This is a genomic window from Pseudomonas sp. B21-032 (assembly GCF_024748965.1).
Taxonomy (GTDB): domain Bacteria; phylum Pseudomonadota; class Gammaproteobacteria; order Pseudomonadales; family Pseudomonadaceae; genus Aquipseudomonas.
The window spans coordinates 4,950,886-4,971,352 of sequence record NZ_CP087180.1 but is presented as its reverse complement, the minus strand read 5'-3'; the positions used below and the strand labels follow the sequence as shown (position 1 = coordinate 4,971,352).

The window sequence follows — 20,467 nt, the reverse complement described above, 5'->3', positions numbered from 1 at the left end:
GCAACCTTTACATTTCTCAGGGAGAGGTCCTCGTGTCCCCGACTTTCAGTAAATCCTGCCTCGCGCTTACCCTCTGCTCGCTCTACACCGCGCAAGCCACAGCTCAGAACCAGCCGCTGGAGCTGGACAACATGGTGGTGACTGCGTCGGGTTTCTCCCAGCAGATCAAGGATGCGCCGGCATCGATTTCGGTGATTACCCGCGAGCAGATCGAGAACAAGTCCTACCGTGACGTCACCGATGCCCTGCGCGATGTGCCGGGCGTGGTGGTCACCGGTGGCGCCAGCTCCAGCGACATCAGCATTCGCGGCATGGCCTCCAAGTACACCCTGATGCTGGTCGACGGCAAACGCCAGGACTCGCGTGCCACCCGCCCGAACAGTGACGGCGCCGGTATCGAACAGGGCTGGATGCCGCCGCTGGAAGCCATCGAGCGCATCGAAGTGGTGCGCGGGCCGATGTCTTCGCTGTATGGCTCCGACGCCATGGGCGGGGTGATCAACATCATCACCCGCAAGGTCACCCCGCAGTGGTACGGCGGCGTGCGCACCGAAGCAACCTTCCAGGACCGCTCCGACTCGGGCAACTACAACAGCACCAACGCCTTCATCTCCGGGCCCCTGGTCGACAACCTGGTCGGCCTGCAGCTGTACGGCCAGCGCTCGCGCCGCGACGAAGACCATATCGTCAACGGCTTCAACGAGCAGAGCACCGACAGCGCCACGGCCAAGCTGTCGTTCACCCCGGATGAACACAACGACATCACCCTCGAAGCGGGCAAGTCCGAGCAGGAGCGCAACTCCCACGTCGGCCGTTCGGCCAGTCGTTCCGCCAGCCGTAACGACTACGACCGTACCAACTTTTCCATCACCCATTCCGGGCGCTGGGACAGCCTTACCAGCGAAAGCTACCTGCAGCGCGAAAAGATCGAGAACCCGGGTCGGCGCATGGAGCTGGAAAACACTGTGCTTAATTCGCAGGTGTCGTTCTTCAGCGATTCGCACATCACCACCTTCGGTGGCCAGTACAAGTACGAGGACCTCAGCGACGAAGGCAACCAACTGGCCTCGGCGGCCAGCGTCAACCAGTTGACCCGCTGGTCGTGGGCCCTGTTTGCCGAAGACGAATGGCGCCTGACCGAAGCCTTCGCCCTGACCGGTGGCCTGCGCATGGACCGCGACGAAAACTACGGCACGCACTGGTCGCCACGCCTGTACGGGGTCTACCACCCGACCGAGCAGTGGACCATCAAAGGTGGTGTATCCAGCGGCTACCGCTCGCCGGACATCCGCGCCGCCGTCGATGACTGGGGCCAGATCACCGGTGGCGGTGGCGACCCGGCGATCATCGTCGGCAACTCCAGCCTCAAGCCGGAGAAGAGCCTGAGCCAGGAAATCGGCTTTATCTGGGACAACCTCGAAGGATTCTCCACCGGCCTGACCCTGTTCAACACCGACTTCAAGGACAAGATCACCGAGACCCGCCGCTGCACCGACAGCACCGGCAATGCCTCGGGCCGGTGCCAGATCGGCGGTACCTCGTACAAGTTCATCAGTGACCGGGTCAACGTTGACGAGGCGCAGATGCGCGGCATCGAAGCGACCCTGGACTGGGACATCACCCAGACCGTGTCGCTGGCCACCAACTACACCTTCACCGCCTCCGAGCAGAAGAGCGGCCCGCAGAAAGGCAAGGCCCTGAACCAGATGCCGCGGCACATGTTCAACGCCACCCTCGACTGGCAGGCCACCGACCAGCTGGGCACCTGGGCGCGCCTGAACTACCGCGGCAAGACCTCGGACTACCTGGGCCGGAGCACCATGTCCGACGGCACGCCGTCGTACACCTTCGTCGACTTCGGCGGCACCTACCGGGTGACCAAGAACGTCAAGCTGCTGGCCGGTGTGTACAACGTCTTCAACAAGGAAGTGGACTACGACAACTACCAGACCGTGCTGGACGGCCGCCGCTACACCATGGGCGTCGACCTGTCGTTCTGATCGGCCGGCCTGCGGTTTTGCTTATGAGAATATAAATCATTATTATTGTGCGCTTCTCGTAATGGACCGATGCCATGAAAAGCAAAGCCGCCGGGCTGCCCATCAGCTATCGCCTGGCCGTGACTTCCCGCAGCCTGGCTGCCGTGTTCGGTGGCTACCTGCTGGCGGCCATGGCCAGCGTCTGTATCACCCTGCTGTTGCCGGTGCCGCGGGCGGAGGCGGTGATCAGCGGCATGATGCTGTCGTTCCTGTTCTACCTGGTGGCTTTTCTCTGGTGCTTCGCCTGTCGTAGTGCCTGGCAGGCCTGGCTGGGAGTACTGGTGCCGAGCCTGGTGCTGGCGATGATCAGCGGCCTGGCCTACTGGATGAAAAACCCATGAAAGAGGGCTTTCGCCAGGCCATGGCCTGGCTGCATACCTGGACCGGGCTGATCTTCGGCTGGTTGCTGTTTGCGATTTTCCTGACCGGGACCATGTCCTACTTCAAGGAAGAAATCAGCCACTGGACCCAGCCGGAAGTGCCCAGCCGGGCGCTGGATCCGGCGGCCAGCCTGGACCTGGCCCAACGCTACCTGCAAGAGCATGCGCCGACTGCGGGCAGCTGGTTCATCGAGTTGCCCAACGCTCGCGAACCGGCGCTGAGCGTGAGCTGGCCCAAGGCTGGAGGCGGGCGCCGCGACTTCACTTCCAAAACCCTCGACCCTGCCACCGGCGCCGAATTGCAGGCGCGCGAGACCCGTGGCGGCAATTTTTTCTACCGTTTCCATTTCCAGCTGGAGATGCCTCACCCCTGGGGCCGCTGGCTGTCGACCTTTGCCGCGTTCATCATGCTCCTGGGCCTGGTGACCGGGATCATTACCCACAAGAAGATCTTCAAGGAGTTCTTCACCTTCCGCCCGGGCAAGGGCCAGCGTTCCTGGCTCGATGGGCATAACGCCATCGGCGTGCTGGTGCTGCCGTTCCACCTGATGATCAGCTACAGCAGCCTGGTGATCTTCATGGCCATGGTCATGCCGGCCAGCATCATCGCCAGCTATGGCGACAACACCCGTGGCTTTTTCAACGACCTGTTCGGCGGCCAGAGCCAGGTCCAGGCCGCCGGCACCGCGGCGCCGTTGCTGCCCTTGCCGCAGTTGTATGCCAAGGTCCAGGAGCAGGCGCCCGGGGCCAATCTTGCCTGGGTTGAGGTGCAGAACCCCGGTGACCAGAACGCCCGGGTCCGGTTCGCCCGCCATGCCGGTGACCGTATCGCTCACCAGCGCGGCGGTGGCTGGCTGTTTGACGGGGTTAACGGCACGCTTGAGGGCGGCAGCCAGATCGAGGCCACGCCGGTGCTGATTTCAGGCGGCATGTACGGCCTGCACATGGGCATTTTCGCCGGGCCGTGGCTGCGCTGGCTGTACTTCTTCTTTGGCCTGGCCGGCACCGCAGTGATCGGCACCGGCCTGGTCATGTGGCTGGGCAAGCGCCAGCTCAAGCATGCCAAGAGCGGCACCCAGCCGTTCGAGCTGCGCCTGGTCGAGGTGCTCAACATCGCCAGCATGAGCGGCCTGCTGCTGGGTGTGGCGGCGTTCTTCTGGGCCAACCGCTTGTTGCCGATCGGCCTTGAAGGCCGTGCCGACTGGGAGACCAACTGCTTCTTCCTGCTCTGGGCTTTGTCACTGGTGCACGCCATGCTGCGCCGCGGCCGCCGAGCCTGGGCCGAGCAACTGGGCCTCGGCGCGCTGATGTGGGCGGGCTTGCCGCTACTCAACGGCCTGACCACCGGCCAGGGCCTGAACCACTCGCTCGCCGTCGGCGACTGGGCCATGGCCGGTTTCGACCTGACCGCCTTGGCCAGCGGCCTGTTCCTGGCCTGGGCTGCCAGCAAGATGTGGCGGGCGCCGCTAGTCGCGCCCAAGCGCAAGCCCAAGGCCGCGCCTGGCACGTTGATTGAAAGCGAGGTGAACTGATGCTGGCCATTGCCCTGTTTGGTTTTGCCGGCTTCGCCGCGCTGTGCCTGGCCATGGACAAGCACTACAAGGACCTGCTCGGACAGCCACCGAGCAATGCGCGGCGTGCGGCGCTGCGGGTGGCGGGCTGGGCGCTGCTGGCCCTGGCGCTGTTGTTGGCGGTGCGCCACAGCGGCTGGGCCATGGGCCTGGTCGAGCTGTTCGCGGTGCTGATGGCCGGCGTCACCCTCTGGGTGTTCCTCCTGCCTTACCAGCCGCGCCTGCTGCTGGGCCTGGCGGCGGCCAGCGTGGTGCTGGCGCCATTGACTGCCCTGGCGTCGCTGTAGCTTGGTCAACGAGCCGCTCGATCTGCCCGCCGAAGGTGGCAACGACACCGACGGGGCCAGCGGGCGCGCGCGATTTGTGCAGGTGTTTCTCGCCCAACGGGCGCAGATGGAAGCCCTGGTCAGCCGCCGCATCGGCTGCCGGGCCACGGCCTCGGACCTGATCCAGGAGTTGTTCCTGCGCTTCTGGCGCCGGCCGCAGGTCAAGGTCGAGGCGCTCGATACCTACCTGCTGCGCTGCGCCGGCAATATCGCCATCGATCACCTGCGCAGCGAAGGTGCCCGCGAGCGGGTCAACGACAGCCTGCAACTGGAGGTGGCCGACGAGCATGTCAGCGCACCGCAAGTGGCCCTGGAGGTAAACAGCGACCTGCAGCGCATCGAGGCGGCGCTGCGCCTGCTGCCCGAGCGTACCCGGCAGATCTTCTTGCTCAACCGCATTCACGGGCGCAAGTACGCCGAGATCGCCAAGGCCATGGGCCTGTCCCAGAGTGCGGTGGAAAAACATATGATGCGCGCACTGGAGGCGTGCAAGGCGAGTATCGAGCTGCCGCCGGCCAGCACCCGCAAGCCAGGGAAAGCACCATGACTGACATCACCGCCGCGCAGCACCAGGCCGCACTGGGCTGGCTGAGCCGGATCAACGAGCAACCGCAACTGGCCGAGCGCGCCGAGTTCAAGCGCTGGTTGCTCGCCCATCCGGCCCATGGCCGCGCCTATGCCCAGGCCCAGGCGTTGTGGCGCCTGAGCGAAGCGCCGGCGAGCCTGTTGGCAGCCGAGGACGACCCGGCCTTGCAAGGCTATTTGCGCGCCATGCAGCAACCGCCCGCGGGGCGCACCTGGCGCCGTGTCGCCACCTTGGCTGCCGCTGCCTGCCTGGTACTGGCGCTGGGCACCGCTGCCGGCTGGCATCCGGCCTACTGGCTGGATGACCTGCAGGCGGATTACGTCACGGCGCCGGGGCAGGTTGAGGAAGTGGTGCTGGCCGACAACTCGCACATGACCCTGGATGCTGGCAGCGCCGTGTCGGTAGATTTCAGCGATGGTCAGCGCCAGGTGACGATCCGCCGTGGCGCGGCGTTCTTTCATGTCACCCACACCGGCGCGCCGTTCGTGGTCGAGGCGGCAAAGGGCGAGACGCGGGTACTCGGCACCCGCTTCGAGGTGCGCAAGCACAATGGCGGCGCGCGGGTCACCGTGCTCGATGGCCGGGTGGCGGTGACCGCCGAGCCCGGGCGCTTGCAGCAACAGCTGAGCGGCGGCCAGCAGGTGGCCTACCGCCACGGCACCGCCAGCGCCGTCGAAGCGGTGGACAGCGAATCGCGCCTGGCCTGGCGCCAAGGCTGGCTCAATTACTACCAGGTGCCGCTGAGCACGGTGATCGACGACCTGGCCCGCTACTATCCCGGGCGCATCATCGTGCTCGACAGCGAACTGGGCAAACGCAAGGTCAGCGGCAGCTTCCCGGCCAGCCAGCCGCTGGCGGCGCTGGATTCGCTCGGCGCGGTGCTGGGCTTCAAGCGCAATACCCTGCTGGAGCGGGTGACGCTGATCCGCTGAAAAATATTTTCAGAAAACTGATGAGGTAAGTTCGCGCGGCAACCGTGTAGTGAGTGAAAGTGCGATTCATTCGCATAAACGTCACTCCTTCACAGGTTACCGGTCATGAAGTTCACCCCCTCGGCAGCGCGCAGCTTTTCAATCTGGCTCAGTGTCTCGGCCCTGGCCTCAGCGGGCGCATTCCCCCTGGGCGCGGTGGCCGCGCAGCAAGTCTATGTGTTTGCCCAGCCGAGCAAGCCGCTGGTGCAGGCGCTCAATGACTTCAGCCGGCTGACCGGGCAAAGCGTGATCTATACCACCGACCTGCCGGCGCTCAACGCCCCGGCCCTGCACGGCAGCCTCAGCGCCGAGCAGGCCCTGCAGCAACTGCTGGGCAATTCCGGTTTTGCCGCACGCCGGGTCGATGCCCGCACCCTGACCCTCGAACCACTCGATGCCGGCGCTGCGCTCAAGCTCGACGCGACCACGGTGAACTCGCAAGCCGATGCCGACTACAGCTATCAGCCGCCAGCCAGCAGCTCGGTGATGCGCAGCCAGGCTTTGATCATGCAGACGCCCCAGGCGATCAACGTGGTGCCGGCCCAGGTGCTCAAGGACCAGGCCCCGCGCAACCTCGACGATGCCCTGGCCAACGTCAGCGGCGTGACCCAGGGCAACAACTTCGGCGGCACCCAGGACACGGTGATGAAGCGCGGCTTTGGCGACAACCGTGACGGCTCGATCATGCGTGACGGCATGCCGATCGTGCAGGGCCGCAGCCTCAATGCCAGCACTGAGCGGGTCGAAGTGCTCAAGGGCCCGGCTTCGTTGCTGTATGGCATCCAGGACCCGGGCGGGGTGATCAACGTGGTCAGCAAGCGCCCGCAACTGCAGCAATACAACGCCCTGAACCTGCGCGGCTCGAGCTATGGCAGCGGCAAGAACGGCAGCGGTGGCGGCCTGGACAGCACGGGTGCCCTGGGCCAGAGCAACTTCGCCTACCGCCTGGTGCTCGACCATGAAGACGAAGACTACTGGCGCAACTTTGGTACCCACCGTGAATCGCTGGTGGCGCCGTCGCTGGCCTGGTTCGGCGAAGACACCCAGGTGCTGCTGGCCTACGAGCACCGCGAGTTTCTCTACCCGTTCGACCGCGGCACGGCCATCGACCCGCGCACCAACCACCCGCTGGATATCCCCAGCACCCGGCGCCTGGACGAGCCGTTCAACGACATGCAAGGGCGCTCGGACCTTTACCGCCTGGAGGTCGATCATCAGCTTGCGGACGACTGGAAAGCCCACTTCGGCTTCAGCTACAACCGCGAAACCTACGACGCCAGCCAGGTGCGGGTGACCGCCGTCAACGCCGCCCGCGGCACCCTGAGCCGAAGTATGGACGGCACCCGCGGCGCGCTCAGCAGCGACCGTTTCGCCACCGCAAGCCTGGAGGGCAAGGTGCAACTGGCGGGCATGCAGCATGACCTGCTGTTCGGCCTCGACAATGAGTACCGTAAAGTCTACCGCGCCGACCTGATCCGCCAGGGCAGCCTCAGCACTTTCAGTTACCTCGACCCGGTGTATGGCCGCGAAGTTGAGGGCACCAGCGTGCGCGACAGCGACAGCGCACAGACCGACAAGCTGCGCAGCGACTCGTTGTTCTTCCAGGATTCGATCCACCTCGATGAACACTGGATTCTGGTCGCCGGTGCGCGCTACCAGATGTACGACCAGCTCGCCGGGCGCGGGCGGCCGTTCAAGGCCAATACCAACACCAACGGTCAGGCCTGGGTGCCGCGGGTGGGGCTGGTGTACAAGGTTGACGAGCAGCTGTCGTTGTATGGCAGCTACAGCGAATCGTTCAAGCCCAACTCCAGCATTGCCCCGCTGACCGGCGGCCTGGTGCTGGATTCGGGGATCGAACCGGAGGAGGGTAAATCCTGGGAACTGGGCGCCAAGCTCGACATGCCGGGGGCTCTGACCGGCACCCTGGCGCTGTTCGACATCCGCAAGCGCAACGTGCTGGTGGCCAACTTCGATTCCGCTACCGGCGACACGCTCTACAGCAACGCCGGCGAGGTGCGCTCGCGCGGCATCGAGCTGGACCTGACCGGGCAGTTGAGCGAGCGCTGGAGCCTGATCGGCAACTATGCCTTCATCGACGCCGAAGTCACCCAGGACCCGACGCTTGAAGGTAATCGCCTGCAGAACGTGGCGCGCCACAGCGGCTCGCTGTCGGCGGTGTATGACGCCGGCAGCCTGTTCGGTGGCGACCGCCTGCGCCTGGGCGCCGGGGCGCGCTATGTCGGTGAGCGGGCCGGTAACGCCGAGAACGATTTCGAGCTGCCGGGCTACACCGTCGCCGATGCCTTCGCCAGTTACGAAACCCGCCTGGACGAACACAAGGTGCGCTTGCAATTGAACGTCAAGAACGTGTTCGACCGCACCTATTACAGCTCGGCGGTGAACCGCAACTTTGTCTCGGTGGGCGATGCGCGCCAGGTCAGCCTGTCCAGCACCCTCGAATTCTAAGCGCTGAAGGCCGCCCGGTAGGCGCCGGGCGTTGCTCCCAGGGCCTGGCGGAAGCGGTTGCTGAAATGGCTGGCGCTGGCAAAGCCGCACAGCAGCGCCACTTCGCCCAGCGGCAGTTGGCCATGGCGGAGCAATTGCCGCGCTTTGGCCAGGCGCCGGGCCAGCAGGTACTGGTGCGGCGGCAGGCCGAAGCTTTGACGAAACATTCGCGCGAAGTGGTACTCGGAAAGGTTGCACAGCGTCGCCAGCTCACCAAGGCTCAGCGGCTGATCCAGGTGGCCTTCGACATATTCACTCAGTTGCCGGCGCTGGTGCGCGGCCAGCCCGCCCTTCAGGCGCAGGCCCTGGCGCAGGCCGACCTGGCTGAGCAGGGCGTGGTCGAGAATCTCGTGAGCCAGGCTGCTGGTCAGCAGGCGTTCGGCGGGCTCGTCCCAGTCCAGGGCAATCAACTGACGAAAGCGCCGGGCCTGCTCGGGATCGTCGAGAAAGGTCGCTTCCTGCAATTGCAGCTCGCGCGGTTCGCGGTCCAGCAGGCTGACGCAGCCGAGGGCGAACTGCTCCTGGCTGATATACAGGTGCGCCAGGCGGATCGAGCCGTTGACCACCCAGTGCGAGGCGGAACCGGCAGGCATGATGCACAGTTTGTCGGGCGAGCCGGTGTGGCCGGGGCGGTCGCGGCGAAAGGTGCCGGTGCCGTCGGCGATGTAGCACGACAGGGTGTGATGGCTGGGCGCTTCGTAGTCGCGGGCGTCGTGGCGGTTGTTCCACAGGGCTGCCGCCAGGCCGTCCCCCAGGTGCGCGCTGTGTTCCAGGCGGGCATGGGGTGAGTCGTGCATGGCTTTGAAAACGTGCAGCTGGTCCAACGGCGTCATGGTCGCTACCTCTGTTGGCCATCCTACTCCGCCGCGTCCGGGCTGACAGCTGCTGCCTGCGCAAAAGCGCAAGAATGTGCAAGTGCCGTTGCCGGGGGCGGCTGCACACTGGTGGCCTGGAATTGAGGAGTGCCGCCATGAACCTGTCGTTATACCTGCTCACTGTGCTGATCTGGGGCACCACCTGGATTGCCCTGAAGCTGCAACTGGGGGTGGTCGCCATCCCGGTGTCGATCGTCTACCGCTTTGCCCTGGCGGCGCTGGTGCTGTTTGTCATTTTGCTGCTCAGCCGCCGCCTGCAACCGATGAACCGTCGCGGTCACATGATCTGCCTGGCTCAGGGCTTGTGCCTGTTCTGCGTCAACTTCATGTGCTTTCTGACCGCCAGCCAGTGGATACCCAGCGGCCTGATCGCCGTGGTGTTCTCTACCGCAACCTTGTGGAACGCGCTGAATGCGCGGGTGTTCTTTGGCCAGAAGGTGGCTGCCAATGTGCTGGCCGGTGGCGCCCTCGGCCTGGCCGGGCTGGGGCTGCTGTTCTGGCCCGAGCTTTCCGGGCATGCCGCCAGCCGTGAAACCATCATCGGCCTGGGCCTGGCACTGCTGGGAACCCTGTGCTTTTCGGCCGGCAACATGCTCTCCAGCCTGCAACAAAAAGCCGGTTTGCGCCCGCTGACCACCAATGCCTGGGGCATGCTCTATGGCGCCAGCATGCTTGGCCTGTATTGCCTGGTCAGCGGTATTGCGTTCGCCATGGAATGGAACACGCGCTACATCGGTTCGCTGATGTACCTGGTGATTCCGGGCTCGGTGATCGGCTTTACCGCCTACCTGACTCTGGTCGGGCGCATGGGCCCGGAGCGGGCCGCTTACTGCACGGTGTTGTTCCCGCTGGTGGCGCTGAACGTCTCGGCGTTCTACGAGGGTTACCAATGGACGGCGCCCGCGCTGGCCGGCCTGGTGCTGGTGATGCTGGGCAATGTGCTGGTGTTTCGCAAACCCCGGCCCAAGGTGGTCGAGCCGGTGGTGGCCTTGCGGTAGCTATCGCACCGAACCTGTGGGAGCGGGCTTGACCCGCGATGGGGTCTGTACGGCTTACTTCCACACCTGCGGATTGACCAGATCCCGTGGCCGTTCACCGAGCAAGGCGCTGCGCAGGTTATCAATCGCCCGGTTGGCCATGGCCTCGCGGGTTTCAGCGGTAGCCGAACCTACATGCGGCAAGGTCAGGGCGTTTTTCAGCTGGAACAGCGGTGATTCGGCCAGCGGCTCCTTCTCGTAGACATCCAGCCCGGCGCCGCGAATAGTGCCGGTCTGCAAGGCTTCGACCAGCGCCGCTTCATCGACCACCGGCCCACGGGAGACGTTGATCAGAAACGCGCTGGGTTTCATTAACTGCAGCTCGCGACGGCTGATCAGGTGTTTGGTCTGCGCCCCCAGTGGCACCACCAGGCAGACGAAATCAGCTTCAGCCAGCAGTTCATCAAGGCTGCGGTACTGCGCGCCGAGTTCCTGCTCCAGCGCTGGCTTGCGGCTGTTGCCGCTGTAGATCACCGGCATGTTGAAGCCGAAGCGCCCGCGCCGGGCGATGGCCGCGCCGATATTGCCCAGGCCGACGATGCCCAGGGTCTTGCCGTGCACGTCGCTGCCGAACTGCGCCGGGCCGACGGTGGCTTGCCATTGCCCGGCCTTGGTCCAGGCATCCAGCTCGGCGACCCGCCGCGCCGCGCCCATGAGCAGGGCAAAACCGAGGTCGGCGGTGCTTTCGGTAAGCACGTCGGGGGTGTTGGTCAGGGCGATGCCGCGCTGGTTGAAGTAGGCCAGGTCATAGTTGTCGTAGCCCACCGAGACGCTGGCGACCACTTCCAGCTTGCTGGCGTTTTCCAGCTGCGCCTGGCCGAGCTTGCGGCCGACGCCGATCAGACCATGCGCTTGGGGCAGGGCTTGGTTGAACTGGGCGCTGATGTCGCCGAGCTTGGGGTTCGGCACGATCACGTTGAAGTCTTGCTGCAGGCGTTCGACCATCGCCGGGGTGATGCGGCTGAAGGCAAGGACGGTCTTTTTCATCGGCGAAATCTCTGCGGGCGGTGGAGAATGGGTAGCACGCTATCATTCTCCACCGCCGCTGTGCAGCAAGATTTCAGGTGGCAATGCGCAGTTCGTGGGTTTTCAGGTCCGCTTCGTGGGCGGCGAGAATTTCCGGCAGCGAGTTGCGCAGGTACTCGACCCAGGTCTTGATCTTGGCATCTAGGTACTGGCGCGACGGGTAGATCGCGTACAAGTTCAGCTCCTGCAGGCGGTACTCGGGCATTACCCGCACCAGCGAGCCATCGCGCAGGCCCTCTATGGCCGAGTAGATCGGCAGCACGCCAACGCCCATGCCGCTGCGGATCGCGGTTTTCATCGCATCGGCGGAGTTCACCTGGAACGGCGCCTGGGTGATGTTCACCACTTCCTGGCCTTCGGGCCCGTCGAACAGCCATTTTTCCAGCGGGATCACCGGGCTGACCATGCGCAGGCAGGCGTGGTTGAGCAGGTCGCTGGGCTTGTGGGCGATACCGTGGCGCTTCACGTATTCGGGCGACGCGCAGACGATGCTGTAGGTAATGCCCAGGCGCTGGGAGACGAAGCCCGAGTCTGGCAGCTCGCTGGCCAGCACGATCGACACGTCGTAGCCCTCGTCGAGCAGGTCCGGCACGCGGTTGGCCATGGTCAGGTCGAAGGTCACGTCCGGGTGGGTTTCGCGGTAGCGGGCGATGGCATCGATGACGAAATGCTGGCCGACCCCGGTCATCGAATGCACCTTGAGCTGCCCGGCCGGGCGCGCATGGGCGTCGCTGGCTTCGGCTTCGGCTTCTTCGACGTAGGTAAGGATCTGTTCGCAGCGCATCAGGTAGCGCTTGCCGGCTTCGGTCAGGGCAATGCGCCGGGTGGTGCGGTTGAGCAGGCGGGTTTGCAGATGGGCTTCAAGATTGGAGACCGCCCGCGATACGTTAGCGGTGGTCGTATCCAGTTGCACGGCCGCGGCAGTGAAGCTGCCGACTTGCGCGACGCAACTAAAAGCACGCATGTTTTGCAGGGTGTCCATGGGTCGCTCTCAAAGTAGACGACAAATTGTGACATGAAGTGACCGGGGCGGTCTTCAGACTAAAGCCGGATTATCGCTGTTTTCGTAACAAAGATTCGCAGTAATGCACGCTTATCGCCAGTGCGGCGGCCCCCTAGAATTGCCTCTCCAAGCGTCATCCACCTTCTACGTCGGGAATTCGCAGCTGTGCCGCGTCGCATTATCAGAGCGCTCAATGCGCTCAGTGCCTGTGCCTTTAGCTTGACCTTGAGCGGCTGTATCGGAACCTGGGGCATTGCCCCGCAAAGCAAGACGCTGCAAGCCAATACCCTGACCACCGACGCGGCCATCCGTGAAGCCGCCCTCGACGCCCACTGGCCCGAGCAGCAATGGTGGCGGGCCTACGGCGACCCGCAACTCGATCGCTGGATCGCCCTGGCCGTGCACGACAGCCCCAGCATGGCCATGGCCGCCGCCCGTGTGCGCGAAGCCAGGGCCATGGCCGGGGTGGTCGAGTCGGCAGAGAAACTGCAGGTCAACGGCCAGTCGACGCTCAAGCGCCACAACTGGCCGGAAGACCAGTTCTATGGCCCTGGCGCACTGTCGGGTTCCAACACCTGGGACAACAATGCGGCATTGGGCTTCAGTTATGCCCTCGACCTCTGGGGCCGCGAACGCAATGCCAGCGAGCAGGCCGTGGACATGGCCCACATGAGCGTGGCCCAGGCCCGTCAGGCCCAGCTCGAGCTGCAGAACAACATCGTCAAGGTCTATATCCAGCTGTCGCTGCACTTTGCCCAGCGCGATATCGTCAAGGCCGAGCTTGAGCAGCAGGAGCAGATCCTGGCCCTGGCCGAACGGCGCCTGGCCGGCGGTATCGGCACCCATTTCGAAGTCAGCCAGGCGCAGACGCCGCTGCCGGAAACCCACCGCCAGCTCGATGCCCTGAATGAAGAAATCGCCCTGGCGCGTAATCAACTGGCGGCGTTGGCCGGCAAAGGGCCGGGGCAGGGCGCGCAGTTGCAGCGCCCGCAACTGGCCCTGGGTACCGCGTTGAAGCTGCCCTCGGCGTTGCCCGCCGAACTGGTCGGCCAGCGCCCGGACGTGGTCGCCAGCCGCTGGCAGGTGGCGGCCCAGGCCCGTGGTATCGATGTCGCCCATGCAGGCTTCTTCCCCAATGTCGATCTGGTCGGTGGTCTCGGCTTCATGGCCACCGGTGGCGGCGCGTTGGAGTTTCTGACCGGGCGCAAATTCAACTACAACGTCGGCCCGGCGATCAGTCTGCCGGTGTTCGACGGCGGCCGCCTGCGCTCGCAGCTGGGGGTTGCCTCGGCCGGTTACGACATCGCCGTGGCGCGCTACAACCAGACCGTGGTCGAGGCGCTCAAGGGCATTTCCGACCAGCTGATTCGTCGTGAGTCGATGAACGAGCAGCAGCACTTTGCCGCCGAGTCGGTGGCTTCGGCGCAAAAAACCTACGACATCGCCATGATCGCTTTTCAGCGCGGCCTGACCGATTACCTCAATGTGCTCAACGCGCAAACCCAGTTGTTCCGCCAGCAGCAGATCCAGCAGCAGGTCCAGGCTGCGCGCCTGAGTGCCCATGCCGAACTGGTTACGGCCCTGGGCGGCGGCCTGGGCGCGGGTAGCGATGTGCCCGGCGAAGACCGTCAGCAGGCGCCGAAGACCCCGGCGACCCTGGCGATTTTCGATAAGCCGGTTCGCGCCCAATGAGCGCGCTGACCCTGCCGTTTCGCTGGCTGGCCACCCTGGAGTGGCGTCGCGGGTTCTTTGAATGGCTGCGCACCGACGGGGTGACCTGGGTGTACATCTTCAAGGTCCTCAGCGCCGCCTTCCTGACCCTGTGGCTGGCCATGCGCCTGGAGTTGCCGCAACCGCGCACGGCGATGATCACCGTGTTCATCGTCATGCAGCCGCAGAGCGGCCATGTGTTCGCCAAGAGCTTCTACCGGCTACTCGGCACCCTGGCCGGCTCTTCGATGATGGTCGCGCTGATCGCCTTGTTTCCGCAAAACACCGAGCTGTTCCTGCCGAGCCTGGCGATCTGGGTCGGCCTGTGTTCGGCCGGTGCCATGCGCTACCGCACCTTCCGCGCCTATGGTTTCGTGCTCGCCGGTTATACCGCGGCGATGGTCGGCTTGCCGGCCCTGCAGCACCCCGACGGCGCGTTCATGGCCGCCGTGTGGCGGGTGCTGGAGATCTCCCTGGGGATTCTGGTCTCGACCCTGGTCAGCGCCGCGATTTTGCCGCAGTCGGCCAGCGCCTCGATGCGCAACGCCCTGTACCAGCGCTTCGGCGTGTTCGCCGGTTTCGTTGCCGAGGGCCTGCGCGGCGACAGCCAGCGCGACCGCTTCGAAAGCAGCAACGTGCGCTTTATCGCCGAGGCCGTGGGCCTGGAGAGCCTGCGCAGCGTTACCGCCTTCGAAGACCCGCACATGCGCCGGCGCAACGGTCGCCTGGGGCGGATGAACAGCGAATTCATGGCCATCACCACGCGCTTCAACGCCTTGCACCAGTTGCTTGAGCGCCTGCGTTTACGTGGGCCGCTGCAGATCGTCACCGCCATCGAACCCGGGCTCACCGCCCTGGCCGAGCTGCTCGACGGTTATGCCGGGCGTGGCCTCACCGAGCGCGATGCGGCGCGCCTGGCCGAGCAACTGGCGGCCTACAAGGAAGGCTTGCCGGAGCGCGTGCGCACGCTGCGTGCGGCCTATGTCGAAAGCGGCCCGAGCGACGCCGACCTGCTGGATTTTCACACCGCCTATGAGCTGCTGTACCGCTTCGTCGACGACATGCACAACTACGCCCAGACCCACGCCTCGCTGACCGAACACAACCATGCCCGCGAGCAGTGGGATGAGCCCTATGTCGCGCAGACCAACTGGATGGCTTCGCTGGCCGCCGGTGTGCGCGCTTCGTTCATTTTGCTGGTGCTGGGCAGTTTCTGGATTCTTACCGCCTGGCCGAGCGGGGCGATGATGACATTGATCGCCGCCGCCACCGTCGGCCTCTCGGCGGCGACGCCGAACCCCAAGCGCATGTCGTTCCAGATGGCCTGCGGCACTTTGTTCGGCGCCTTTGTCGGCTTCTTCGAAACCTTCTTCGTGTTCCCCTGGATCGACGGTTTCCCGTTGCTGTGCCTGGTGCTGGCGCCGGTGTTCGTGTTCGGTGCGTTCCTCGCCTCGCGCCCGGCCTATGCCGGTTATGGCCTGGGCCTGCTGATCTTTTTTGCCACCGGCTCCGTGCCCGACAACCTGACCATCTACAACCCCTACAACTTCATCAACGACTACATCGCCATGGTCATCGGCATGCTGGTCTGCGCCGCTGCCGGGGCGATCATCCTGCCGCCCAACAGCCGCTGGTTGTGGAGCCGCCTGGAGCAGGACCTGCGCGCCCAGGTGCTGTATGCAATTACCGGGCGCCTGCGCGGCCTGGGTTCGAGCTTCGAAAGCCGCACCCGCGACCTGCTGCACCAGGCCTATGGCCTGGCGGTCGGCCAGCCGTTGGTGCAGAGCAAGCTGCTGCGCTGGATGTTCGTGGTGCTTGAGGTTGGCCACGCGATCATCGAGCTGCGCAAGGAACAGGCAATCTTGCCAGTGCACCCGTGCTATGCCGAATCGCAGCCCTGGCGCCAGGCCATCCGGGTCATGGGCCGGGCGTTGGCGCGGCTGTTCATGCAACCGAGCGCCAGCAACCACGAGCGCGCCCTGGTGGCGGTGGATCACGCCATCAGCCGCGTGCAGGCCACCGACGAGCCGTTCGCCCGCCACTTCGACACCTCGGCCCTGCGCCGGGTGCAGAGCTACCTGCACTTCATCCGTACTTCGTTGCTCGACCCTCAGTCGCCGCTGGCCGAACTGGCCCCGGCCAAAGGACTGCCCCATGCCTCGTGAAATCGCCTTCCATGGCGTCTACATGCCGACCATGACCTTGATGTTCCTGTTCGCCGCCGGGCTTGCCTGGGGCCTGGACCGGTTCATCGCCAGCCATGACGGCTACCGCTTTTTCTGGCACCCGGCGCTGCTGCGCCTGTGCCTGTTTATCTGCCTGTTCGGATCCATGGCCCTGACTCTCTACCGTTGAGACCCCTGTTGATGAAAAAGTTTTTCAGCCTGATCGCCACCTTGCTCGTGCTGGCCGCTGCCGTGGTGATCGGTCGCCAGCTCTGGGTGCATTACATGAACACGCCCTGGACCCGTGACGGACGGGTGCGTGCCGATATCATCAACGTCGCCGCCGACGTGCCGGGCTATGTGGTCGACGTGCCGGTGCGCGACAACCAGTTGGTGAAGAAGGGCGACGTGCTGCTGCAGATCGACCCCGAGCATTACCAGGTGGCGGTCCGCCAGGCCCAGGCGCTGGTCGCCTCGCGCAAGGCCACCTGGGAGATGCGCAAGGTCAACGCCCATCGCCGCGCCGACATGGACAACCTGGTGATCTCGCGGGAGAACCGTGACGATGCCAGCAACATCGCCAACTCGGCGCTGGCCGATTACCAGCAGGCCCAGGCGCAGCTGGCGGCGGCCGAGCTGGACCTCAAGCGAACCCGGATCCTCGCCACGGTCGATGGCTATGTCACCAACCTCAACGTCCATCGCGGCGATTACGCGCGCACCGGCGAGGCGAAGATGGCGGTGGTCGACAAGGACTCGTTCTGGGTTTATGGCTTTTTCGAAGAAACCAAGCTGCCGCACGTGCACGTGGGTGACCAGGCCGAGCTGCAGATGATGAGCGGCGAGCGGCTCAAGGGCCACGTCGAGAGCATCTCGCGCGGTATCTATGACCGCGACAACCCTGAAAGCCGCGAACTGATCGCCGACGTCAACCCGACCTTCAACTGGGTGCGCCTGGCCCAGCGGGTGCCGGTGCGGATTCACATCGATGAAGTGCCGGAAGGCTTTTTACTGGCGGCGGGGACCACCTGCACGGTGGTGGTCAAGCCGGCTCGGAAAGAAGGCTAAAAGCGCCTCAAGCCTGGCGCGAATCCACCAGCACCGGGCAACTGACCTGATCGATCACCTTGTTGCTGATCGACGGGTCGAGCAACCGCCCGAGGCGGTTCAAATGCCGGTGGCCGATGATGATCAGCTCGCACTCAAGCGCGCGGGCGGCAGCGACGATGGCCGCCACCGGCTCGCCCGGCACCAGCCTGCCTTCGCTCTCGAAGCCCAGCGCCCGCAGGCTCTCCAGGGCCTGGCGCACTGCCTGGACGGCATGGCGCTGCTCATCGGTGGCCGCCGGGTATTCCTGCTGCTCGTACAGGCTGATCGCCCCCGGGCCGTCGCTCAGGGCGAAGGCGCTGTCGATGGCCAGCACCACCTGCAGGCGATGGCAGTTGGGCAAACAGTACTGTTGCGCGAGCTCGACCAGGCCCTGGGAGGCGGGCGATCCATCGATGGCAATCAATACGGGGCTGAGCATGGGCGGCTTCTCTGGGCGGCAGTCGAGCCGGCTATTGTTGAGGATCGGCGGCCTGCGGATAAATGGCCTGGCATGCACTGTGTAGTTGCGTGACGCGCAACCCGGTGGCCGCTGCCGAGCTGTTAAGATCGGCCCTTGTTTACCCGTCATGGATGCCTGGCAATGCAGATCCCGGATATGAACCTGTTGGTCGCTCTCGATGCCCTGCTTGATGAGGGCAGCGTGGTCGGCGCAGCGCGGCGCATGAACCTCAGCCCGGCGGCCATGAGCCGGACCCTGGGGCGAATCCGCGAGGCCATCGGCGACCCGATCCTGGTCCGCGCCGGCCGTGGCCTGGTGCCGACGCCGCGGGCGCTGGCCCTGCACGAGCAGGTGCGGGCCCTGGTCGAGCAGGCCGGGCTGGTGTTTCGCAGCCGCGAAGAAGTCGACCTGGCAACCCTCGACCGGGCCTTCAACATCCGCACCAACGACCTGTTCATCGCCCTGTATGGCGCGCAACTGCTGCAGATGATGCACGAGCAGGCGCCGCACACCGTGCTGCGTTTTGTCCCGGAAGGCGGTGGTGACGATGATGCGGTGCTGCGCGACGGCGGCACTGACCTGATCGTCAGCTCGACCATCGACCTGGGCCCCGAGATCAAGATGCAGAGCCTGTTCAACACCATCTACGTCGGCCTGGCGCGCCAGGATCACCCGATCTTCGAGGCCGAAATCACCCCCCAGCGCTTTGCCGCCTACCCGCAGATCAGCGTCTCGCGCCGCGGCCGCGCCAACGGCCCGATCGATGTCGAGCTGGCCAACTACAAGGTGCAGCGGCGGGTGGCGCTGATCACCCCGAGCTTTCATTCGGCGATGTTCTCCTTGCCTGACTCCGACCTGTTGCTGCCGATGCCGGCCAATATCCTCAGCAGCGTGACCAAGCTCGGCCTGCCGCTGCGCTCGTTCCACATCCCGTTGCCACTGGAACGGGTGACGGTGATGCAGGCCTGGCATCCGCGTTTTGACAACGACCCGGCCCACCGCTGGCTGCGCCAGACCCTCAAGGCGTGCTGCAGCGAGCAACGCTGAACCAGTCGATTGCGTTTGCTGCACTAGTAAACTGCCAATATGTCAGTTTTCGTAAGCATTGCCCCTTCATAGACTTGCGCCGGTTCTTTTGTTTGTCCGGAGATGTCTGTGATGAGTTCGCTGACCGCGACTCCTTTACCTGTGCTGCCCCGACCGGTTGCCGCTACGGCGGCGCCGGCGGCTTTTGGCACGCGCATTCTGGTCGGCCTGCTCGGGGTACTGCTGGCGGTGCTCTGCGCCGGCCTCAACGAGATGGTCACCAAAGCCTCGCTGGCCGATATCCGTGGTGGCATGTTCATCGGCGCCGATGAGGGCGCCTGGCTGATTGCGGTGTATTCGGCGGCGTCGGTCTCGGCCATGGCCTTTTCGCCGTGGCTGGCAGCGACCTTTTCCCTGCGCCGTTTTACCCTGTGCGCCATTGCCGTGTTTGCCCTGCTCGGGCTGGTGCAGCCGTATGCGCCCAACCTGTCCAGCCTGATGCTGCTGCGCACCTTGCAGGGCCTGGCATCAGGGGCGTTGCCGCCGATGCTGATGAGCGTCGCCCTGCGTTTCCTGCCGCCGGGGATCAAGGTCTACGGCCTGGCCGGCTATGCCTTGACCGCGACCTTCGGGCCCAACCTGGGCACGCCGCTGGCCGGGTTGTGGACTGAATATGTCGGCTGGCAGTGGGCGTTCTGGCAGATCATTCTGCCGTCATTGCTGGCAATGGCCTGTGTTGCCTGGGGCCTGCCCCAGGACCCACTGCGCCTGGAGCGCTTCAAGCAGTTCGACTGGCGCGGGCTGCTGCTCGGCCTGCCTGCCATCTGCGCCCTGGTGATCGGCCTGACCCTGGGGGATCGCATGGGCTGGTTCGACTCGCCGCTGATCTGCTGGCTGCTCGGCGGCGGCCTGGTGCTGCTGGTGCTGTTCCTGTGCAACGAGTGGTCCGAGCCGCTGCCATTCTTCAAGCTGCAGATGCTCAAGGTGCGCAACCTGACCCACGCCCTGGTGACCCTGTTCGGCGTGCTGATCGTGCTGACGGCAGTGATCATCATCCCCTCCAGCTATCTGGCGCAGATCCAGGGTTATCGCCCGGCGCAGACCGGCCCGCTGATGCTGCTGGTGGCCTTGCCGCAGTTGCTGGCGCTGCCGCTGGTGGCGGCGCTGTGCAACATTCGCGCAGTGGATTGCCGCTGGGTGCTGGCGGCGGGGCTGGGCATGTTGTCGCTGTCGTGCGCGCTGGGCAGCCAGCTCACCAGCGTGTGGATTCGCGACAACTTCTACCTGCTGCAACTGCTGCACATCTTCGGCCAGCCGATGTCGGTGATCCCCTTGCTGATGCTGGCCACCGGCGGCATGACCCCACAGGACGGGCCGTTTGCCTCGGCCTGGTTCAACACGGTCAAGGGCCTGGCTTCGGTGGTTGCGGCCGGTTTGATCGAGGCGCTGACCACCGTGCGCCGGCATTTTCATTCCAATGCGCTGGTCGACAGCCTGGGCAACTCGCCGCTGGCCGACAGCAGCGCCCCGGGCCTGGCCAGGCGCATCCATGAACAAGCCCTGGTGCTGACCTCGGCCGATCTTTACCTGTGCATGGCACTGCTGGCTGCGGCGCTGATTGTACTGATTCCTTTTGTGCCTACCCGGATCTACCCACCGCGCGCGGTGGCCTAGGTTTGCGGATTTGAGAGAAAG

The 20,467-nt window shown here is 65.0% G+C and carries 18 protein-coding genes; 14 read left to right on the top strand and 4 right to left on the bottom strand.

Annotation, left to right across the window (positions count from 1 at the left end; all coding sequences use genetic code 11):
* Positions 1-32 precede the first annotated feature (32 nt).
* The 7 genes from LOY54_RS22880 (at position 33) to LOY54_RS22850 (ending at position 8,342) form a co-directional block, all read left to right on the top strand.
* On the top strand, positions 33-2,000 hold the full coding sequence (locus tag LOY54_RS22880) for a ligand-gated channel protein (RefSeq protein WP_258608013.1): 1,968 nt from the start codon (positions 33-35) through the stop codon (positions 1,998-2,000).
* Between the two features lie 74 nt (positions 2,001-2,074).
* Entirely contained in the window at positions 2,075-2,380 is a 306-nt protein-coding gene (locus LOY54_RS22875; RefSeq protein WP_045197184.1) for a DUF3649 domain-containing protein, read from the top strand.
* Positions 2,377-3,951 carry a PepSY domain-containing protein gene (locus LOY54_RS22870; protein ID WP_195884994.1) on the top strand — a complete coding sequence of 525 codons (1,575 nt, stop codon included), beginning with the start codon at positions 2,377-2,379 and terminating at the stop codon, positions 3,949-3,951. The genes LOY54_RS22875 and LOY54_RS22870 overlap by 4 nt, the downstream gene beginning before the upstream one ends.
* Positions 3,951-4,277: a DUF3325 domain-containing protein gene (locus LOY54_RS22865; protein WP_093379632.1), complete on the top strand. Its 327-nt coding sequence runs from the start codon at positions 3,951-3,953 to the stop codon at positions 4,275-4,277. The genes LOY54_RS22870 and LOY54_RS22865 overlap by 1 nt, the downstream gene beginning before the upstream one ends.
* A gap of 22 nt (positions 4,278-4,299) precedes the next feature.
* A complete protein-coding gene (locus LOY54_RS22860; RefSeq protein WP_123566555.1) occupies positions 4,300-4,863 on the top strand; it encodes an RNA polymerase sigma factor in 564 nt (187 codons plus the stop codon).
* The gene (locus LOY54_RS22855) at positions 4,860-5,834 is read left to right on the top strand and encodes a FecR domain-containing protein (protein WP_258608011.1); all 975 of its coding nucleotides are present in this window, start codon (positions 4,860-4,862) and stop codon (positions 5,832-5,834) included. The genes LOY54_RS22860 and LOY54_RS22855 overlap by 4 nt, the downstream gene beginning before the upstream one ends.
* Positions 5,835-5,939: 105 nt before the next feature.
* On the top strand, positions 5,940-8,342 hold the full coding sequence (locus LOY54_RS22850; RefSeq protein ID WP_258608009.1) for a TonB-dependent receptor: 2,403 nt from the start codon (positions 5,940-5,942) through the stop codon (positions 8,340-8,342).
* Here the strand turns inward: LOY54_RS22850 and LOY54_RS22845 are convergent.
* Complete coding sequence (locus LOY54_RS22845; RefSeq protein WP_258608007.1) at positions 8,339-9,214, bottom strand: AraC family transcriptional regulator; 876 nt, start codon at positions 9,212-9,214, stop codon at positions 8,339-8,341. The two genes, LOY54_RS22850 and LOY54_RS22845, sit on opposite strands and share 4 nt — an antisense overlap.
* A 137-nt stretch (positions 9,215-9,351) precedes the next feature.
* Between LOY54_RS22845 and LOY54_RS22840 the strand changes: the two genes are divergently transcribed.
* Positions 9,352-10,254, top strand: coding sequence for a DMT family transporter (locus LOY54_RS22840; RefSeq protein WP_045197195.1), 903 nt, complete (start codon positions 9,352-9,354; stop codon positions 10,252-10,254).
* A gap of 54 nt (positions 10,255-10,308) precedes the next feature.
* On the opposite strand, the gene LOY54_RS22835 is transcribed toward LOY54_RS22840, so the two are convergent.
* Together LOY54_RS22835 and LOY54_RS22830 are read right to left on the bottom strand one after the other, a co-directional pair.
* Positions 10,309-11,280, bottom strand: coding sequence for a D-glycerate dehydrogenase (locus LOY54_RS22835; RefSeq protein ID WP_258608005.1), 972 nt, complete (start codon positions 11,278-11,280; stop codon positions 10,309-10,311).
* A 73-nt stretch (positions 11,281-11,353) separates the two neighbouring features.
* Positions 11,354-12,301: a LysR family transcriptional regulator gene (locus LOY54_RS22830; RefSeq protein WP_045197201.1), complete on the bottom strand. Its 948-nt coding sequence runs from the start codon at positions 12,299-12,301 to the stop codon at positions 11,354-11,356.
* A gap of 186 nt (positions 12,302-12,487) precedes the next feature.
* Here LOY54_RS22830 and LOY54_RS22825 point away from each other — a divergent pair, with 186 nt between their 5' ends.
* Genes LOY54_RS22825 through LOY54_RS22810 form a run of 4 tightly spaced genes read left to right on the top strand, consistent with a single transcriptional unit; the run spans position 12,488 to position 17,265 of the window.
* The gene (locus tag LOY54_RS22825) at positions 12,488-14,014 is read left to right on the top strand and encodes an efflux transporter outer membrane subunit (protein ID WP_258608004.1); all 1,527 of its coding nucleotides are present in this window, start codon (positions 12,488-12,490) and stop codon (positions 14,012-14,014) included.
* Positions 14,011-16,197 (top strand): FUSC family protein, encoded by a 2,187-nt coding sequence (locus LOY54_RS22820; RefSeq protein WP_258608002.1) that lies wholly within the window; start codon positions 14,011-14,013, stop codon positions 16,195-16,197. The genes LOY54_RS22825 and LOY54_RS22820 overlap by 4 nt, the downstream gene beginning before the upstream one ends.
* A complete protein-coding gene (locus LOY54_RS22815; protein ID WP_028943216.1) occupies positions 16,187-16,387 on the top strand; it encodes a DUF1656 domain-containing protein in 201 nt (66 codons plus the stop codon). Before LOY54_RS22820 ends, LOY54_RS22815 begins: the two co-directional genes overlap by 11 nt.
* A gap of 11 nt (positions 16,388-16,398) precedes the next feature.
* Positions 16,399-17,265 (top strand): HlyD family secretion protein, encoded by an 867-nt coding sequence (locus LOY54_RS22810; RefSeq protein WP_258608000.1) that lies wholly within the window; start codon positions 16,399-16,401, stop codon positions 17,263-17,265.
* Positions 17,266-17,272: 7 nt separating this feature from the next.
* Here LOY54_RS22810 and LOY54_RS22805 read toward each other — a convergent pair whose 3' ends face one another.
* Positions 17,273-17,725: a universal stress protein gene (locus LOY54_RS22805; protein WP_258607998.1), complete on the bottom strand. Its 453-nt coding sequence runs from the start codon at positions 17,723-17,725 to the stop codon at positions 17,273-17,275.
* Between the two features lie 162 nt (positions 17,726-17,887).
* On the opposite strand from LOY54_RS22805, the gene LOY54_RS22800 reads away from it, so the two are divergent.
* Both LOY54_RS22800 and LOY54_RS22795 read left to right on the top strand, forming a co-directional pair.
* On the top strand, positions 17,888-18,793 hold the full coding sequence (locus tag LOY54_RS22800; RefSeq protein WP_045197211.1) for a LysR family transcriptional regulator: 906 nt from the start codon (positions 17,888-17,890) through the stop codon (positions 18,791-18,793).
* Between the two features lie 111 nt (positions 18,794-18,904).
* Positions 18,905-20,446 carry an MFS transporter gene (locus LOY54_RS22795; RefSeq protein WP_258607997.1) on the top strand — a complete coding sequence of 514 codons (1,542 nt, stop codon included), beginning with the start codon at positions 18,905-18,907 and terminating at the stop codon, positions 20,444-20,446.
* The last annotated feature ends 21 nt before the right edge of the window (positions 20,447-20,467 follow it).